Annotated in this window: 18 protein-coding genes; 5 read left to right on the top strand and 13 right to left on the bottom strand. The window is 63.1% G+C overall.

Annotated features, from left to right (window positions below; translation table 11 throughout):
• From AC1DCZ_RS18645 to AC1DCZ_RS18615, 7 genes are all read right to left on the bottom strand, one after another.
• Positions 1–192: 4-hydroxyphenylacetate 3-hydroxylase N-terminal domain-containing protein (locus tag AC1DCZ_RS18645; protein WP_476975904.1), on the bottom strand; the 192-nt coding region annotated here is incomplete at its 3' end.
• A 29-nt stretch (positions 193–221) separates the two neighbouring features.
• Entirely contained in the window at positions 222–794 is a 573-nt protein-coding gene (locus tag AC1DCZ_RS18640; RefSeq protein ID WP_476975903.1) for a flavin reductase family protein, read from the bottom strand.
• Positions 795–799: 5 nt separating this feature from the next.
• Positions 800–1,648, bottom strand: a complete 849-nt coding sequence (gene catA / locus AC1DCZ_RS18635; protein ID WP_476975902.1) for a catechol 1,2-dioxygenase — start codon at positions 1,646–1,648, stop codon at positions 800–802.
• A gap of 94 nt (positions 1,649–1,742) precedes the next feature.
• Positions 1,743–3,605, bottom strand: coding sequence for an FAD-dependent oxidoreductase (locus AC1DCZ_RS18630; protein ID WP_476975901.1), 1,863 nt, complete (start codon positions 3,603–3,605; stop codon positions 1,743–1,745).
• A 189-nt stretch (positions 3,606–3,794) separates the two neighbouring features.
• Positions 3,795–4,772, bottom strand: coding sequence for a helix-turn-helix transcriptional regulator (locus AC1DCZ_RS18625; RefSeq protein ID WP_476975900.1), 978 nt, complete (start codon positions 4,770–4,772; stop codon positions 3,795–3,797).
• Positions 4,773–5,079: 307 nt separating this feature from the next.
• The gene (locus AC1DCZ_RS18620; RefSeq protein ID WP_476975899.1) at positions 5,080–5,277 is read right to left on the bottom strand and encodes a hypothetical protein; all 198 of its coding nucleotides are present in this window, start codon (positions 5,275–5,277) and stop codon (positions 5,080–5,082) included.
• Positions 5,278–5,839: 562 nt separating this feature from the next.
• Entirely contained in the window at positions 5,840–5,998 is a 159-nt protein-coding gene (locus tag AC1DCZ_RS18615) for a hypothetical protein (protein WP_476975898.1), read from the bottom strand.
• A gap of 427 nt (positions 5,999–6,425) precedes the next feature.
• Between AC1DCZ_RS18615 and AC1DCZ_RS18610 the strand changes: the two genes are divergently transcribed.
• Positions 6,426–7,142: a GntR family transcriptional regulator gene (locus tag AC1DCZ_RS18610; RefSeq protein ID WP_476975897.1), complete on the top strand. Its 717-nt coding sequence runs from the start codon at positions 6,426–6,428 to the stop codon at positions 7,140–7,142.
• 161 nt (positions 7,143–7,303) lie between these two features.
• Here the strand turns inward: AC1DCZ_RS18610 and AC1DCZ_RS18605 are convergent, their stop codons facing one another.
• The 6 genes from AC1DCZ_RS18605 to AC1DCZ_RS18580 form a co-directional block, all read right to left on the bottom strand.
• The gene (locus AC1DCZ_RS18605; RefSeq protein WP_476975896.1) at positions 7,304–7,723 is read right to left on the bottom strand and encodes an FCD domain-containing protein; all 420 of its coding nucleotides are present in this window, start codon (positions 7,721–7,723) and stop codon (positions 7,304–7,306) included.
• 96 nt (positions 7,724–7,819) lie between these two features.
• Complete coding sequence (locus AC1DCZ_RS18600) at positions 7,820–9,208, bottom strand: MmgE/PrpD family protein (protein WP_476975895.1); 1,389 nt, start codon at positions 9,206–9,208, stop codon at positions 7,820–7,822.
• A complete protein-coding gene (locus AC1DCZ_RS18595; RefSeq protein WP_476975894.1) occupies positions 9,205–10,347 on the bottom strand; it encodes a CaiB/BaiF CoA transferase family protein in 1,143 nt (380 codons plus the stop codon). Before AC1DCZ_RS18595 ends, AC1DCZ_RS18600 begins: the two co-directional genes overlap by 4 nt.
• Positions 10,347–11,216 carry an HpcH/HpaI aldolase/citrate lyase family protein gene (locus AC1DCZ_RS18590; protein WP_476975893.1) on the bottom strand — a complete coding sequence of 290 codons (870 nt, stop codon included), beginning with the start codon at positions 11,214–11,216 and terminating at the stop codon, positions 10,347–10,349. Before AC1DCZ_RS18590 ends, AC1DCZ_RS18595 begins: the two co-directional genes overlap by 1 nt.
• Entirely contained in the window at positions 11,213–11,734 is a 522-nt protein-coding gene (locus AC1DCZ_RS18585) for a MaoC family dehydratase (RefSeq protein WP_476975892.1), read from the bottom strand. The genes AC1DCZ_RS18590 and AC1DCZ_RS18585 overlap by 4 nt, the downstream gene beginning before the upstream one ends.
• A 404-nt stretch (positions 11,735–12,138) precedes the next feature.
• Positions 12,139–12,723: a hypothetical protein gene (locus tag AC1DCZ_RS18580; protein WP_476975891.1), complete on the bottom strand. Its 585-nt coding sequence runs from the start codon at positions 12,721–12,723 to the stop codon at positions 12,139–12,141.
• A gap of 166 nt (positions 12,724–12,889) precedes the next feature.
• Between AC1DCZ_RS18580 and AC1DCZ_RS18575 the strand changes: the two genes are divergently transcribed.
• The 4 genes from AC1DCZ_RS18575 to AC1DCZ_RS18560 all read left to right on the top strand — a co-directional run bounded on the left by AC1DCZ_RS18575 (position 12,890) and on the right by AC1DCZ_RS18560 (position 16,783).
• Positions 12,890–14,050 carry an acyl-CoA dehydrogenase family protein gene (locus tag AC1DCZ_RS18575; RefSeq protein WP_476975890.1) on the top strand — a complete coding sequence of 387 codons (1,161 nt, stop codon included), beginning with the start codon at positions 12,890–12,892 and terminating at the stop codon, positions 14,048–14,050.
• Positions 14,051–14,064: 14 nt separating this feature from the next.
• Positions 14,065–14,877: a citryl-CoA lyase gene (locus AC1DCZ_RS18570; RefSeq protein ID WP_476975889.1), complete on the top strand. Its 813-nt coding sequence runs from the start codon at positions 14,065–14,067 to the stop codon at positions 14,875–14,877.
• A 155-nt stretch (positions 14,878–15,032) separates the two neighbouring features.
• Positions 15,033–16,040 carry an AraC family transcriptional regulator gene (locus AC1DCZ_RS18565; protein WP_476975905.1) on the top strand — a complete coding sequence of 336 codons (1,008 nt, stop codon included), beginning with the start codon at positions 15,033–15,035 and terminating at the stop codon, positions 16,038–16,040.
• Positions 16,041–16,291: 251 nt separating this feature from the next.
• Positions 16,292–16,783, top strand: a complete 492-nt coding sequence (locus AC1DCZ_RS18560) for a flavin reductase family protein (RefSeq protein WP_476975888.1) — start codon at positions 16,292–16,294, stop codon at positions 16,781–16,783.
• Positions 16,784–16,904: the final 121 nt, after the last annotated feature.

Raw genomic sequence — 16,904 nt, 5'->3', positions numbered from 1 at the left:
GATCGAGTTCCGAAAGGCGGGGTGGGTGGTGACGTCCTTGACCCGTTCCCCGTAGATCCAGACCTCACGGTCGTCTTTGAGCGAGTTGATGTACTCGTCCCCCGTCATCGGCATCTTCGGGTTCGCCGGCGTAGTCCGCTCACCCATCGTGGGGGCGGTGGTGGGTGCTGTGTCATCCATGATCTCGGTCATGTCGATTCCTTTCGGTAAGAATTGCGGGTTTAGATGCTGTTGAAGGCTTTGAAGGAGTCCGCTCCTGAGAACCAGCCGGATTCCAGTGAGTCACCGCTGTGGTGCCAGTGGCTCGAGCCGGTCAGGGGTCCGATTTCGCGGAATTTCCCGCCAAAGAACAGCAGGGGTTCGCGGTTTGTTACCTCGAGCTTTTGGACTTCGCCGATGACGATGATGTGGTCGCCGCCGTCGTAGATCGCCCAGGGTGTGCATTCCAGGGTTGCCTTGTTTTCCAGCAGGATCGGAACGTTTCCGTCCAGGGCCCAGGCCGGCTCGTAGGACAGTGGTTTGCCGGCGAAGTGCCAGGCAACGTCCAACTGGTCCTGGGAGAGGATGTTGATGGCGAAGGGGGCTCCGTCAAGGTACTGCGCGGCCCGCGAGGTGCGGGTGAGCGTCACCTGGGCGAGCGGCGGGTCCAGTGACACCGCGGTGAAGGCGTTCACCGTAGCGCCGTGCGGGACACCGTCGTCGGACCGGCAGGTCACAACGGTGACGCCGGTGGCGAACTGGCCGAAAGCGTTCCGCAACTCGCGCGGGTCGACGGGGACTGCTTCCTGAGTCATTTCCCTCACTCCTCCGGGTCCAGAACGAAGTTGTAGGTGACTTCACGCCCGGCGCCATCGGCGCGGTTAGTCGGGGCAAGCACCAGTTCCGGCTTCACAGCCGAAGCGATATCATCCGCCACGTGTTCGTCACCCTCGAAGTACAGCTGGGTGGTGATGAGCTGATGCCCCGGCGCCGACACTTTGAGGTGCAGGTGGGCCGGGCGCCACGCGTGCCAACCAGCCGCGGCGATGAGCTGTCCGCAGGCACCGTCCGTAGGGATCTGGTACGGCGCGGGCTGCATGGTGTTGATCTGAAAGTTGCCGTCCTGGTCCGCCACCACAGTTCCGCGAAGGTTCCATTCGGGCAGGCCAGGCGCGAACTGCGAGTAGAAGCCCAGATCGTCTGCATGCCAGATCTCGATGCTGGCGCCGGGAAGGGCCTGGCCGGCAACATTGGTGACATGCCCCTGGAAGAGGAGAGGGGTGCCGGGTTCATCGTCACGCATCGGAAGTGTTGCCGGGGAGTGCTGCTCGGGCGAGCCCGGAAGGTAGTACGGTCCCTCGATGGTTCCCTTGGAGCCGTGCCGGTCCGCATTGGCCACTTCCTCGACCGAGTGCTCAACCCAGACGTCAAGGAACAGCGGCCACTCGCCGTCTTCGCCGACCTTAATGAGCCAGGCTTTCAGGGCGTTGTATTCGTCGTAGCTGACCTCTTCTTCCAGCACAGTGTCGTTGATGGCTTTGATGACGCGGCCGGCAATCTTGCTGACGCGTTCCTGGCTGGTGGCCGCGGCGAAGTGCTTGTTCTCGCGGAAGCGGGCGGTTGCGCCTGCACCTGAAGCGGCGGCGGTTGCCTGGGTTTCTACTGTCATGATGACTCCTTTGTCGATACATCCTGTGTGCGTGAGCGGACTCCGTGATTCCTCAGCCCCACTTTGGGCCCCGCACCAGTTGGGCAGTCGGTCGTCAGCGGCCCAGACCGGCGGGGGCGAGAACGGCTTCGGCTTCCTCTGCGAAGTGGCCGGAATCGTTCTTATCAATGCTCAGGATTTCGGCGAGCACAGCAGAGAGCGCCGTTTCCGGATCCTGAACCATGGCGTGGGCGCGCCAGCCGATGTGCTTGTCCGGGCGGACCAGGATGACGCCGTCCTCTTCTATTTCGCGCTGGCGGAGCCAATCCCCGTAAAGGTCCTGGACCTCCCGGCCTTCACCGATCACCACTGCCTTGAGCTCGACGCCCAAGCGATCGGCAACTCTGGCCGCGGCGTCTGCCCATGCTTCACCGGTGATCCCGGTGAAAATGGTGAAACCCGTGCCCTTGGCAATGTCGTGGGTCGAGTACTTGGACTTTGCGTCTCCCAGCCAGGCGTGTGGCAGCCGGAGGCCAGGGAATGTGGACTTCTGGTGATGCAACAGCTCATCCTCTGTCAGCGCTGGCCGCTCCCCGCCGTCGCTCACTACAGCCGTTGACTCATAGAACTGACCGATCTCCGTGCCCTGTGCGTTGAACTCGTAGTCTTTCGCGTCGAGTGCGGCGCGCAGTGCCGTGCGGCGGTTGGCACCTTCGGGCGAGTTTTCCTTGCGCAGCTGAAGTTTTTCGGTGAATTCCTGATCCGTGATGGCGTCCGTGACCCCCAGGGCGTCAAAGATAGGCTTGTAATCGCGGCTGGACTGGTTGGCCCGGTTTACAATCTGCTTAGCCACGGGGGCGCGTTCGGTGGAGTAGGTTTCCAGCAGTTCGGGACCGGCCTGGCCCTTGATGACGGCGGCCAGCTTCCAGGCCAGGTTGTAGGAATCCTGAATGGACGTGTTGGAGCCGAGTCCGTGGCTCGGCGGGTGCTTGTGGATGGCGTCTCCGGCGCAGAAGACGCGGCCCTTCTGCAGGTGGGTGGCCCATTGTTCGTTGTTGCCCCACAGCGAGTAGCCCAGGATTTCGACGTCAAGGTCCGCGACGCCCACCAGGTTCCGGATGATCCGGATTGCTTCGTCCTTGTCCAAGACCGGCGGCTCACCGTTGATGTCGAAGCCCCAGCAGATCAGCCACTCATTCCACGGGCGGACCATCCGGATCAGGCCGGCGCCGAGGCCGCCGATATTGGAGCCCGGGTTGAACACCCAGTACAGGACTGACGGGCGGTGCTGCACGAGGTGGGTCAGGTCCGCCTTGAACGTGATGTTCATGGAACCACCGATATCCATCAGCCCCTCCATGGGAAGGTCGATGTCGGCGGCTACCTTTGAGCGCGCACCATCGGCACCGATGAGGTACTTCGCCCGGATTGTGTACTCGTGTCCGGTGAGACGGTTCAGCACCTGTACGCTGACGCCGTCTGCGTCTTGAGTGTGGGACAGGTATTCAGTGGAGAACTGGACCTGTGTGCCACGCATCGCCGCATTCTTGACCATGATCGGTTCCAGCAGGGTCTGCGGAATATCGCACGGCATTGAAGGTGATGCGAGTTCGTAGTCAGCCCGCCGATCGGGACGCGTGCCCCAGGTAGGGCGGCGGCCGATCTCCTCGCCGGCGAGGGATTCACAATAGACCGTGTCACCCATGAGTTCGTGCGGTGTTGCCTCGGCCAGGACCTGGTCCTCGATGCCGGCGTCGCGCAGCACCTCCATGGTGCGCTGGTTGGTGATGTGGGCGCGGGGCGTGTTGGCGGTCCAGCGGTACTTGGTGATCATGATGTTCGGGATGCCCTGGTTGGCGAGGAACAGTGATGCGGAGCTGCCGGCAGGGCCGGAGCCCACAATCAGCACGTCGGTAGTGACGGCGCCGGTACCTTCCGGGCGGGCAGTGGCGGTGATTCCGTCATTGAAAACTGGCATGACAACCTCCGTTGGTTGTGGTTGGGCGCATTGGCCGGCGCCGGGCTTTGCGGTGGTGATGCAGCCGGACCATGCCTTCCAAGGAAGTGTTGCAGATCACTACCGCCCTTGGACGTGGTCGGCGCTGATGCGTCCGGCGGGTGCTAAAAAGCGTCGGCGCAGTACTAAAAGACCCGTTCCAGCTGCGGGCTACTCCAGCGCTACGCCTGCCCTGGCTGCCTTGCGCGTCTGTAGTGGCGTGGCGTTGAATCGCTCTTTATAGGCACGGGCGAAGTAGTTCTGGGACTGAAAACCGACCCTCGCGGCGATCTCGCCAATGCTCAAGCCGTCCGCGGCCGGCGAAGCCAGAAGCTTCTGGCCGCGGTCCAGCCGCAGCCACAGCACATATCGTCCCGGCGTGAGCCCCGCAGCCGCGAAGGCCCGCCCTAGCTGCCGCTCACTGATGCCAAGGGCGGCAGCCACCTCCGCCGTCGAAAGTTCCGGATCGCTGTGATGCCGTTCTATGTATCCTTTGGCGGCTGCCAGATAACCGGAGTCACTGCCGGCGCTGCCGCCTGAAGCGATAGAGCGGAATAGTTCAATGACGGTATCCTCGGCGTCGTCCGTCGGCTGCTCGGCCGCCAGCGCTGCGCGGATCCGCCGGGCGAGCTCCTGCCCCTGAGGGCCCGCGCCAGGTCCGAAATCGAACCGCACCGGTCGCTTGAGGGCAGTCCCGCCGGACAGCTCCAGGAATAGCGACCGGGGAAGGGTAAGGACAAGTTCCTGAAGCCCTTGCGCGAAACCGCGCATGAACGGCAGGTCTGCATCGTACATGATGGCTTGGCCCGGTTTCAGGGACTCGTGGCCGCCGCGGTGGTAAAAGAACGCATCACCGGCCAGGGCGAAGAAAACCGCCACCATATCGGTGGGGTTCTGCCGGATAAACGATTCCGAACGCTCCACAATCTGGGCAGTCCCGTGCACGTGGGCAAGACGCAGGGACGGGAACTGGAGATTCACTTCAGCCGCCTGCAGCGGGGACTCGTCGATGGTCCGGATATCGAGCGAAATCAAGGCCTTGGCGTTATGGCCCTCCCACAGCTGGACACGGTTGACGGGCGCGATGCCCTGCGTGGTGAACCGAAAGGCGCGAGGCGGGGCGGGCAGATCATTCTGCTGACTGGCCATAATCCGTCAATTCTAGTCTGTCCTAGCCGATCGTCCCCTGCTCGCCGGCGCAGGAAGAACTCTACCTCGTCCCAAAACACCGTTGCCACAGACTCGGCAAAACCCTCCACCCGGAAGACTTCCCTGAGCGTTTCTTGAATCAACGGATTCCGGGGGAAACCGACACGAATGACGGCAGGATGTGGCTTGCCAGCCTACTTGGCCAGCGCAGTAGGTAGGTGGCCAAGAGAATTGCGCCTATCTCAGGGTCGCGGATGGTCTCCTGTTGTCAGCGGAGTTGGCCAAAAACCGTCGTGGGGTTCGTTCATCAGGACCGGGGCGGGAGGAATTCGCTGTCGCGGAGGCTGAGCGCTGCTATCAGGGCGACGACGCCATCGATGATCCGATAGCTTTCCGGGGCCGATCCGATCCATTCCAGGCGTGGCCGCAGATGAGTGTAGAGCCGTCGTTGCTCGGGGCGTGGGTGCACAAACATGTCCTTGTGGCGCTCGGGGCGTGGGTGCACAAGCATGTCCTTGTGGCCGTTGGTGATCGGCCAGTAGAGCTCGAGGTACTCAACCGCAAAGGTGAGGATTCGTACGACGGCGGGATACAGGTCGAGTCGAGGCTGCCGTGGAGACCACCGCTAACGTGGTGATGGTCTCGGCCGGTGGGGCAGAGAGCCCCTTGGCAAGAATGGCCAACTATCCTGTCAATAGGCCAACTGCCTTGGCAATCGACAGTGGTGTGGCTTGCCAGCTTAGTTGGCGAGACTGACAGCCCAGTTGGCGAGCCGTGAAGCGTGGGAATGCCCCGGCTTTGGTTGACTCACTGACCTGGGGCAGGTCAGAGAGTCAACAAAACCGGGGGCAGTCCTTGATTCCGAGCTGCTCGATGGCGATGGCGATGGCGATGGCGATGGCGATGGGGATCCGAGAGGTCGTGTGACGGCACTCGGTGCCAGAGGGAGTCGGTTGGAGTTATAGGTGGGGTGTGTGGTCATTGAGGGTGGCTGCCATCGTTATGCCTCCTTGAGGAGTGCCCGGGAAGCACGCCCGTAGACGGGCTTCCCGGGTGCCGTGTGGATGTCAGCTGCGTTTGAGGAAGAGGCTGACGTCGTCGTTGCTGATCAGATCCGGGATAGTCCAGCCGTCGAGGTCGTACTCGGCCAGGCATACTTCGGCCCGGGCTACACAAACATCTCGGTCATGGAGGAGACCGGAGGCAGCTTCGTTCTCTACGGCCACCCGTCTGTATCGAAGGCGTTTGCACGGAGGTCTGACCGGAAGGGGCATGGGTTTCGCCTCCGGGGCCCGGCTCGGCGGCAGAAACGTGAAAGGTACGTCAATGACGGCGACGTTAGCGGAGCGCGAGCTGGCCGCGTCGAGGGCTCTGTACGAGCAGGAAAACTACGTGCGCAGCTTCGGTCGCCTAAGTGAGGAGGAACTGAGTCAGCATCTGGTCCATTCCATGGTAGTCACTGTCGATCGTCACATCCCTTCTTTTGACCGGACTCCTTAGCAGCGCTCCGGGTCCACCAGTTATCAACGTGGCCGGAGCCGCGCACGTTGATAACTGGTTGGCACCACCAGATCGACGGGATGCACGGGAGCGGACACTGGCATGACGTATCTTTGGTACGAGCAAATATTTAGCCAAAAGAAAAGTCTCTCCATGCCCCGGCAGCCCCAGAAGAAACCCGCCCGCCCCCAGCTAAGCCAGGAGGCAGCTGCGCATGTGCGGGCCCGGATCATGTCGGGTGAGTTGAAACCGGGGACACCCGTGTTGGCCGAGAGCGTCGCCGAGGACCTAGGCATTTCGACCACTCCGGCACGGGAGGGCCTGCAGGCCCTGCGCGTAGAAGGTTTTTTGGAACTGATTCCCCGCCGCGGTTTCCAGGTGGCCCCGCTCAACGGCGATGATATTCGCGATCTGTTCCAGGTCCAGGGACTGATCGCCGGAGAGCTGGCGGCCCGGGCTGCTGCGGCGGCTACAGACGAGGACATAGAGGAACTGGACGCGCTGCACCACGCGCTCATCGATGCCGCCCGGCGGAAAGATCAGCTGCTGTTGGAAGAGAAAAACCATGCATTCCACCGGGAAATCAACCTCATGGCCGGCTCCCGGAAGATCATCTGGACCTTGGTTCTACTGTCCCGCTACGTGCCCCGTGAATTTTACGCTTCCATCACAGGCTGGCCCGAGGCCACCGTGGATGACCATGCGGCACTGCTGGAAAGTATCCGCGACCGGAACCCAGCTGCTGCCCGGTCCGTGATGCACGATCACCTGATACATTCCGGGGAGCTGCTGGCTGCTTACTTCGACCGGCGGGTAGCCGCGAGCGACGGGGACGAGCCTGCAGCGGCGCGAGAGGACCGCACCGCCTGATCCGCGGTCCGACACGCTCGGAGGGTATTTGCCCGCGCCTTCCTGCCGTACCCCGATGACCGATTCAAGGCGGAGGACCTGTGGGCCGCTAGACTGGCCTAGCAGCCGATAGGGAGACTGGAGGAGCCATCCGAAGCGGCCTCCGTGAGCGGCAGGCCCTGTCAGATGGCGTCCCTCCCTTCGAGGAGCCCGTCCGACTCCGCGGCTGCTGCCCCGGGCGGAGAAAGACCATCTGCACATCTTTCCGCGACACCCATCATTCGTTCTGTGCCCTCAGGCTGACGCCCGCTCGGTGAGCTGCCGGGCCAGTAGCCGGCGGGCATGCATCCGTGTGCTCCTGCATGGCTTCGCGTGCGCGATCCGGCGATCAGATTGATCTCCCGATGGAATGCATGGTTTTTCTCTTTCAACAGCAGCTGATCCTTCTGTCCGGCGGCGGAGAGCAGCTCATGGTGCAGGGCCTCCAGTTCCTCTATGTCCTTGTCTGTAGCCGCCGCAGCAGCCCGGGCCGCCAGCTCTCCGGCGATCAGTCCCTGGATCTGGAACAGATCGCGACTATCATCGCCGTTGAGCGGGGCCACCTGGAAACCGCGGCGGGGAATCAGTTCCAAAAACCCTTCTACGCGCCGGGCCTCGCGGGCAGGGGAGGTGGAGATGCTCTGGGCTGGGTGGGCGGCTCATCTGACGGCTGAGTCCTTCTGCGGCACTGTGACCTGCCCGGTCAGGGGTGCGTCCAGCACCAGCTCCGCGATGGATTCGTCCAGGGCGCGGGCGGCAGCCGGGGACAGCAGGCCGGCAGCCTTGTCGACCAGTTGTCCGTGGGTGGCCCGGTCCTGCGGGGCGCCGCGGAAGGAGTCCTCACTCTTGTTGACGACGCGGCCGTCCTTGAACCGGACGCTGACCTCTGCCTGCCAGCTGGCCGGGAAGGCCGCTTCGAGCCGGTCGCTGGTGTAGCAGTGGACCTTTTCCAGCCACGGAGCCAGCTCGGCGGCGACGGCCGGGGCGTTGTCGAACTGTTCGACCGTCGCCTGGCCAGTTGTGAGTGCCACGGCCGCACCGAACGGCATATTGAATTGGGCATCCACGGGGGTGTTCACCACCATTTTGCGGGCCGGCGGCTCGGAGACTAGGGTGGCGCCGGCTTTGATGACGCCGACCTCGATGGATTCGATGTCGGCGATGTCCAGCTCCGGGTACTCGTTGTGGAGGTCGCGCAGCAGGTCGATGTTGCCGTGCATATACCGGCAGCAGGGGTAGAACTTGATGCTGGTGTCCAGCGCGCTCTTGCCGAATACGAGGCCCAGGCTGCGGCCCTCTACCAAGCCATGGCCGTACTGGTTCAGGAAGCCGTCGCGGCCTCCGATGGAGGTCTCCGGGGCGGTGAAACCGGCGGCGGCGAGCCTCGCTGCGCGGATGCCGCTGGCTGCGGCGTGGCCGGCGTTCAGGCGTTTTGTCCAGGAGCCGTCGGAGAGGAATTCCAGGCTACCCGCGGCCATATTCGCTGCCAGGCCCAGGGCGTGGGTCGTTTGGTCCTCGCTCAGCTCGAACAAGACTGCGACGGCTGCTGCGACGCCGAGCACGCCGGCTACCCCGGTGGGGTGGAAGCCGCGGCCGTAGCTTTCCGCCGCGCCGAGCAGGACACCGGCGGTGCACATCACGTCATAGCCGATGGTCGCCGCATACAGCACGTCCCGCGCGGTGTAGTCACGTTCGTCAGCCAGCGCCAGCACCGCCGGGAAGATAACCACGGCCGGGTGTAGCGAAGACTCCTCGAAGGTGTCATCCAGTTCCAACCCGTGGGCGGTAATCCCGTTAACCAGGGCGGCATCCTCAAGGGTGGACCACAGGTTGGTGCCGTGGACGGATGCCGGGCGGAACTCGGTCTGGGTACTCGCGGTGTTGACCGCGCTGCGGGCGACGACGGCGGAATCGCGTTCGACCCCGCCGGTGGTGACGGCGTAGTAGTCCAGCAGCAGCAGTTTCATCCAGCCGGTGATTTCTGCGTTGAGCTCATGGTCTGCGGTGACATGCCGTGCCAGTTGGCGGGCGAAGCTGATGTCGGTCATGCTGACTCCTCCAGTTCGGTCAGGATCTTTTCGGTGTGCTCACCGATGCCGGGGACGGCATCCATGCGGTAGGTCGAGGTGCGGGTGGAAACGGGCGGTATGAGGCTACGCACCGGTCCGGCAGGGGAATCCACTTGGCTCCAGCGCCCCCTTTCGATCAGCTGCGGATGCTGGGAAAATTGGTGCAGAGTGCGCAATTTAGCGTTAGCGATCTTCGCCGCGTCCAGCCGCGACAGCACCTCGTTGGCGCCGAGACCGGAGAGGACGGCGTTGATTTTCCCATGCAGCATCGGACGGTTGTCCACACGCAGAGCATTACCGGCGAAGAGAGGATCCGCTGCCATCTCTGGAGTCCTGAGCACCTCTGCGCAGAAGGCTGCCCATTCGCGTTCGTTCTGGATCGCGAAGAACACCGTACCGTCGGCTGCCGGGAAAGGACCGTACGGGGCGATGGTGGCATGTTCGGCCCCGCTGCGAGGCTGTTGGACGCCCCCGTATTCTGCGTAGAGGTACGGTTGCTGCATCCATTCGCCCAGGGCCTCCAGCATGGAAATCTCCAGGACGTCCCCGTGTCCGGTCCGGCCGCGCTGGATCAGCGCCGTCAAGATCCCGGAGTAGGTGTACATGCCCGCGGCGATGTCGGCGATGGAAATCCCCACCTTGGCGGGTTCCTCCGGCGTACCGGTGACGCTGAGCAGGCCGGCCTCACACTGGACCAACAGATCGTAGGCTTTCTTCTGTTCGTACGAACCGCCCTTACCGTAGCCGGAGATGGACGCATGGATCAGCCGAGGATTCAACGCTAAGGCGTCATCGCCTCCGATGCCGAGGCGATCGGCGGCGCCTGGAGCCAGGTTCTGCACCAGCACGTCCGCCCTAGACACGAGCTTCTTCAGCACGCCAAGGTCCTGCGGGGACTTCAGATCCAGAACAATGCTTTCCTTACTGCGGTTCAGCCAGACGAAGTAGCTGGCCATGCCATTGACCTTGGTGTCGTAGCCGCGGGCGAAGTCTCCGGTGTCCCGCTCGACTTTGATGACCCGGGCGCCCAGATCGGCGAGTTGGCGCGTGGCGAAAGGGGCCGCGACCGCCTGCTCGAGTGAAACGACGGTGATCCCTTCGAGTGGGAGGCCTGCCATTACTGCTCCTGTCCTGCCAGTTGGAGAATCCGCCGCGCACGTTCCACGACGGGGGCGTCCACCATTACGCCGTCAAGTTGGAGGGCGCCGCCAGCGCCGCCAAAGGCCTCCACTACGGTTCTCGCCCATGCCGTCTCCCGAGCTGTCGGGCGGAAGGCTGCGGCAACCGCGCCCAGCTGCGCCGGATGGATGCAAAGCTTCCCCCCGAAGCCGAAGCCCTTGGCCAGCGCGGCGGATGCGGCGACCACCGCCTGGTCCGTGATTTCCGTGGAGGGAGAATCTAGCGGTGCGGCAATGCCGGCCGCGCGGGATGCTATGACCAGCCGCGAGCGGGCGTAAGCAAGGTACTGGTCGCCGCTGCCGGCGTTGATGTCCAGGGCAAAGTCGATCCCGCCAAAGGCGAGCCGGGTGACACCGGCGACGGACGCCAGCGCGTCCGCCTCGCGCAGCCCCATCGCTGATTCCACCAGCGGAACCACGGCCAGGTGATCCGGCAGCATGGCGCGCAGGGCTTCAACGTCCGCCGCATTTTCGGCCTTGGCCAGCACGACGCCGAGCAGGCTGGATAGTGATTTCGCAGGCACAGCGCCGTCCGCCAGCAGTGCGGCAAGATCCGCTCTGAAGGCATCGGTTCCGGCGGGATTGATTCGCACCAACGCCCGGATGCCGCCGACAGCCGACTGAGCTCTCAGACTGCGGACCGTCGCGGACCTGGCCGCGGCCTTGGAATCCGGGCCGACAGCGTCTTCGAGGTCGATGATGATCACTTCCGCGCCGCTGGCGGCCGCCTTCGCGAAGCGTTCGGGTCGGTCGCCGGGGACAAAGAGGGCGGTGACCGCTGTCTCCACCGGGATGGGGGCCGGGTTCATTTACCGGCCTTCACATTTGGCAGGGTGGCCTCATCCGGGCGGACGTCGCTGACCTGCGGCCCCTGGCCGCGGCGGTAGACCATAAATGTTCGCTGGTAGGAGAGCACGATGGTCCCGTCCTGGTTAAATCCTTCGGTGGCGGCGGTGACGATGCCGGTGGTGGGGCGGGACCCGGAGCCGCGCAGGGCAAGGATCTTCGAGCGGGAATAGATCGTATCCCCTTCGTACACGGGCGCCGGCATCCGGACCTCGTCCCAGCCCAGGTTCGCAAAGACGTTCATGGACAGGTCCGTGGTGGACTGCCCGGTGACGAGCGCCAGCGTGAATGTGGAGACCACCAGCGGCTTGCCCTGTTCGGTCTGCAGCGCATAGTTGGCATCGACATGCGTCTTGGAGGTGTTCTGCGTCAACAGCGTAAACCACTGGTTGTCCGTTGTGGTCACGGTCTTGCCGGCCGGGTGGTAGTAGATGTCCCCTACGGTGAAATCCTCGAAGAACCTGCCATTCCAACCTGCCACTACCCGATTTTCGACTGGGGACTCTTCCATCTGGGGACTCCGTATCACACGATATCATCGACGAATATATTTTGTATTGAGCGTTATCTTTTCTTGATAAATGCGCCCGTGTCAATGATCTAGCGGCCTTTCGTTCTTATGCCGGACCTCGGGTCGCCTCACTGCAATATCGCCGGGAAGGATGATTCGTTGCCTTGTTCCACGTGGGCGCCGTCGTGCTCGTTCCCCGGCCGGGGCCGGGTGAAAAGTGATCTGGTCAGCATGGAAGTAACCCAGCAGGTGGTCATCGATGAACTCGGAGCCGTTGTCCAAATCGATCCCGATGATCGGGAAAGGGAATACCGCGATGACGTGCTAGAGGGCTTCGAAGACCCATTTGGCCGCCTTGTTCCGAACGGACCGGTTCACCGTCCAGCCCGTGGAGATATCAGCCACCGTGAGGATGGAACACATTCCCCGAAACAGTTGCTTCCCCCGTGGCCGACCAGATCGCTCTCCGCGAACCCCGGGACGGCGCCGTCCCGCTCGGCCCAGGTCCGGACCGGGATCTGAGACTTCAGGAGCGTACCGGGCTTGGCATAGGACCGGTCCCGCGCGAAGAGTTTCGCCCGCTCCCCGGCGAGTCTACGGTCGATGGTCGCCGCGCTCATCCGCATCAGTAGCTCGGCCTGCACATCCGTGATCGCAAGCTCTTTGTCCCGGCGCAGCAGCGGCACCAGGACCGGAAACATCGGAGCGAGCAGCCTGCCGGCAGGGGCGCGCAGCACCGCCCAGCACCTGACCAACGGTGGCAGCAGATCAGGGCCGTAGACCGGCGTCCTGTCGGGCCAGGGCTTGACGATCTTCGGAACCAGAGCCTCCCGCAGGGCCGACCTGGCGTAGTCGCGGTGCCAACCGGTCAGCTCGACCAGGATCCGGGACTTCCCCGCACGATCGGCGCTCTTATAGGCGAGGGCTTCCTTCTTTGTCACAGCTTGTCGCTGTACCATCGTTAGTTCCATGAAAACGGGCACAGTCCCCAGGCGCCGCCCCGATCGGCAACCACGACGCTACGGAGACCTTGTAAGGATAAAATATATTATGTAGGGTTTTCCCAGCAGTCGCACGTGCACCCCAACGGGGGCAGCGCATTATTGCGATCCGAGGAGAATCCCTATGCCCGAACTGCAAGACAAGCTGGATGAGTACCGGGAACGGACACGGACCATCTGCTCCAAGTTCCCGGCGGAATACTGGCGCGAAACGGATCTGAACCGTCGGTACCCGCAGGAGTTCGTCGACGCCCTGACCGCGTCCGGACTGCTAGCGTCGCTTATCCCCACTCAATACGGCGGCGGTGGGCAGGGCCTCGCCGTCGGCAGCGTCATCATGGAGGAAATCAACCATTCCGGCGGTCACTCCGCGGCCTGCCACGCCCAGATGTACACAATGGGTGCACTCTTGCGCCACGGCAGCGCGGCCCAGAAGCAGGCCTACCTGCCGGGTATTGCCAGCGGAGAACTGCGACTGCAGGCCTTCTCCATTACCGAGGACGCCGGCTCGGACACCACCAACATCGTGACCCCCGCGGTTCCCGACGGCGATGACTACCTCATTACCGGCCACAAGACCTGGACCAGCCGCGTGGATGAATCCGATCTGCTCTTCCTCCTGGCCCGCACCTCGGAAAAGGCCGCAGACAAGACTATGGGCCTGACGCTGTTCCTGGTGGATCTGCGCGAGGTCCGCGCCCGTCAGCCGGAGGCCATGGAAGTGGTCAAGGTCCGCACCATGTTCAACTACGCCACCAACCAGATCTTCTACAAGGGCTTGAGAGTGCCCAAGAGTGCGGTGATCGGCGAGGTCGGAAACGGCTTCCGCTATGTGCTGGACGGCTGGAACGCGGAACGGATCCTGCTTGCCGCCGAGGCGATCGGCGACGGCTACTGGTTCGCGGAGAAAGCCACAGCGTACGCCAACAGCCGAGAGGTTTTCGGCCGCAAGGTCGGCTCCAACCAGGGCGTGGCGTTTCCGATCGTGGACGGCTACATGAAGACGCGCGCCGCGGACCTGATGCGCTACGAGGCCGCCCGGCTCTTCGACCAGGGCAAGCCCTGCGGCGCCGAGGCCAATATGGCCAAGCATCTGGCCGCGGACGCGAGTTTTGAATCCGCCAATGCCTGCATGAACACCTACGGTGGCTTCGGCTTTGTGGACGAGTATGACGTCGAACGCAAGTTCCGGGAGACCCGCATGTTCCAAACGGCGCCGGTGAGCAACAATCTGATCAAGAACTTCATCGCCACCAAGGTCCTGGGCCTGCCCCGTTCCTACTAGAAAGGCTGGATCACATGCCTGCAAACGAGCGCGGCGGCAAACCGATCCGCTCTGAGATCGCCCGTTCGACGGCCACCACCGTCACCGTCTTCGGCCAGGACCTGATGGGCATGCTGGGCACGGTCAACCTCGGTGATTTCGCTTACCTGGAACTCTTCAAGCGGCTCCCGGACGAGCGCGAATCGGTGCTCTTCAACGCCCTGGTGGTCACCTTGGTTGAACACGGCGTCACACCCAGCGTGTTGGCTGCCCGAATGACGTACCTCGGCGCACCGGAATCGCTGCAGGGTGCGGTGGCAGCCGGCATCCTGGGCCTAGGCAACACCTTCGTCGGCACCATCGAGGGCGCCGCGAAGATCTGCCAGGAACGTCTCCCCGCCGCTGGCAGGCACGCCGTGCCGGAGAGGGACCGACTAAACGACGAGCAGATCGAGGCCCTGGCCGCCGAAATTGTTGCCGAGTTCGCTGCCGCAAAACGCCCGATCCCGGGCCTGGGACACCCGGTCCATAGGCCCGTGGATCCACGGGCCCGCAAACTCTTCGAACTGTGCCGTGAACTTGGGTTCGATGACTCCTCCTCTCGGCTGCTCCAGGCGCTTTCCCGGCTGGCGTCGGAGCGCTCCGGCAAGGTGCTGCCAGTGAACGCGACCGGTGCTATCGGCGCGTTGGCCTCCACTCTCGGGGTGCCGGCCCATGTGGCCCGCGGCCTCGGCGTCATGGCCCGTGCCATTGGCCTGGTCGGCCATCTCATCGAGGAGAAGGCGGACCCGATGGCCACCACCATCTGGTACCGGGCCGAAGACGAAGCCAGCGCCGGCGAAGCCTAGAACTAACCCGACGGGTCCTCAGCTCTCAGGACGGCCGCCGCCCACGCAGAAGTTGCCGGGGTAGGGCTCCGGCATTTGTTGGGAAGTAAACGCCACCGAGCGCTTACCGCCCCCGGCGGGCTCGTTTGGACTTCTACATCAAGGAAATGGTTGTGATGCAGAAAGCAGCACCTTTAAAGACGGTGGGCGGAGTTCGCCCGTGCCGAGTGATTCAGCACAGGGCGTCGCACCTGGACGAGGCGCGCGTGGCTTTAGCCCAGAATTTTTATCCTCATCGCCTGCAGGCCTTGGCTGCTGGCTCCGGTCTGAACATGTCGCTGAAGACGGTTCAGCTCGGAGGCGTCACCTTAGGCCGTCTCGCCTACGGCGCCGAGGTGAGTCTTGATTTCGGTGAGCTGAGCAATGCCTACCACATCAGTATCCCGCTGTCCGGGCACGTGGAGGCCGTGGCTGGTCGGCAGGTGAGTGTTTCCATGCCCGGGCTGGCTTCTGTTTACCTACCGGAGGGGCCGACGAAGATTTCCCGGTGGAGCGCCGATTGCGCACAGTACGGCTTGAAAATCGACCGCGAATATCTCGAAGCTGAACTGACGACTTTGGTCGGGCACCCCCTTCGTTCTCCTGTCAGGTTTGACGCGCTGGTGGACCTGACTCGAGGACCCGCGGCAAGCTGGCTCGCGCTGATCCACACGCTTGCCGCCGACCTCGACCGCGAGGAGGGAATGCTTTATGACCCGCTGATGTCGAGTTCGCTCGCGCAGGTGGTGACCACCGGATTTCTCCTTGCTGCGGGGCACGACCATCAGGAATCACTGCAGGAATCGGGTCGTCCCGTCCGTCCACGCATCGTCAAGCGCGCCGTCGACGCCATACATGCCAGTCCCGAGAAACCATTCACGGTCAACGACCTGGCCGAACTGGCCGGCGCAAGTGTGCGGAGCCTGCAGGACGGTTTCCAACAGCACCTCGGTGTTCCGCCGATGGCCTACCTCAGGAACGTCCGGCTTGAACGCAGTCACGAGGAGCTGAGCCGAAGCGATGCCGACAAGCTCACAGTGGCCGATGTGGCCCATCGCTGGGGCTTCGGACACCTAGGCAGGTTCGCAGCGGAGTACCGCAGGCGTTATGGCGAGACACCCTCCCGTACGCTCAACGGCGGCTGAACGCAGCTACCCCCGACAGCCCGACCACGAATGCACTAATTTCGTGGCCGGGCTTCGCTCTGCTGTGATTCGGCCGCCGTTCTGTTCTGATACCCATCTTGCGGGCCGCTAGAACTGATCGCGCAAAGCGGACAAAAGCAGCGTCGAACGGATCGACGGACAAATGTGATCCAGATAACTTTCATGTAATGAGTCGGGCCGAACAAACAGGATGAGTTTGGCCGTAAGAAACAGGAAAGGTTATGGGCTTCATGACTATTGACAGCCGCCTTCTGCGGAACTCTCTCGGACACTTTGCAACCGGTGTCACCGTAGTGACCTACGAAATCGACGGTGAACGCCTTGGGCTGACTTTGAACGCTTTTACTGCCGTATCCCTCGATCCAGCGCTAATTCTGGTCTCCCTAGACCGGCGCAGCAACGCTAGCAAGAACCTAGAAGGCCGGCCTTTCGTTGTCAACATCCTTTCGGGAGGTCAGCTGCCGCTCGCGATGAACTTTGCCGGTAAACCACAGCAGGACTGCGTTATCGATTGGTACCACCACGCCCCGGCCCAACCGCCGAGATTGGCTGGTTGTGCTGGCTACTTCGAATGCGCGCCGTGGAATTCGTACGACGGCGGCGATCACATCTTGTATGTCGGCGAGGTTAGGGACTTTGCGATCGTCCCCGACGTTGAGCCACTGCTGTTCTACGGCGGCAAGTTCCGCACTGTCGGGGTCAAGTCCATTTGTGTGGTGTAACGCGTTTGTTGCGTGATTCTTGGGGTGGTTAGGCGCTGAGCGCCAGTTCGGGGTTGGTGTCCTCCTGTTCTGGCTCGGCAGCCGGCACGGTGCCGACGGTCTGTGATTGTTGCATGAGCTC

This window comes from Arthrobacter sp. 10N418, assembly GCF_056394725.1.
Note: the sequence above shows the minus strand (reverse complement) of the source record. Positions and strands in the feature narration are given on the sequence as shown.

What these genes read in the sequence shown, in the direction of transcription:
- AC1DCZ_RS18595 (WP_476975894.1), bottom strand. Translation starts at nt 10,347, where the DNA reads ATGGCAGGCCTCCCACTCGAAGGGATCACCGTCGTTTCACTCGAGCAG.
- AC1DCZ_RS18570 (WP_476975889.1), top strand. Translation starts at nt 14,065, where the DNA reads ATGCCTGCAAACGAGCGCGGCGGCAAACCGATCCGCTCTGAGATCGCC.
- AC1DCZ_RS18625 (WP_476975900.1), bottom strand. Translation starts at nt 4,772, where the DNA reads ATGGCCAGTCAGCAGAATGATCTGCCCGCCCCGCCTCGCGCCTTTCGG.
- AC1DCZ_RS18565 (WP_476975905.1), top strand. Translation starts at nt 15,033, where the DNA reads ATGCAGAAAGCAGCACCTTTAAAGACGGTGGGCGGAGTTCGCCCGTGC.
- AC1DCZ_RS18600 (WP_476975895.1), bottom strand. Translation starts at nt 9,208, where the DNA reads ATGACCGACATCAGCTTCGCCCGCCAACTGGCACGGCATGTCACCGCA.
- AC1DCZ_RS18610 (WP_476975897.1), top strand. Translation starts at nt 6,426, where the DNA reads ATGCCCCGGCAGCCCCAGAAGAAACCCGCCCGCCCCCAGCTAAGCCAG.
- AC1DCZ_RS18575 (WP_476975890.1), top strand. Translation starts at nt 12,890, where the DNA reads ATGCCCGAACTGCAAGACAAGCTGGATGAGTACCGGGAACGGACACGG.
- AC1DCZ_RS18580 (WP_476975891.1), bottom strand. Translation starts at nt 12,723, where the DNA reads ATGGTACAGCGACAAGCTGTGACAAAGAAGGAAGCCCTCGCCTATAAG.
- AC1DCZ_RS18630 (WP_476975901.1), bottom strand. Translation starts at nt 3,605, where the DNA reads ATGCCAGTTTTCAATGACGGAATCACCGCCACTGCCCGCCCGGAAGGT.
- catA (WP_476975902.1), bottom strand. Translation starts at nt 1,648, where the DNA reads ATGACAGTAGAAACCCAGGCAACCGCCGCCGCTTCAGGTGCAGGCGCA.
- AC1DCZ_RS18560 (WP_476975888.1), top strand. Translation starts at nt 16,292, where the DNA reads ATGACTATTGACAGCCGCCTTCTGCGGAACTCTCTCGGACACTTTGCA.
- AC1DCZ_RS18590 (WP_476975893.1), bottom strand. Translation starts at nt 11,216, where the DNA reads ATGAACCCGGCCCCCATCCCGGTGGAGACAGCGGTCACCGCCCTCTTT.
- AC1DCZ_RS18640 (WP_476975903.1), bottom strand. Translation starts at nt 794, where the DNA reads ATGACTCAGGAAGCAGTCCCCGTCGACCCGCGCGAGTTGCGGAACGCT.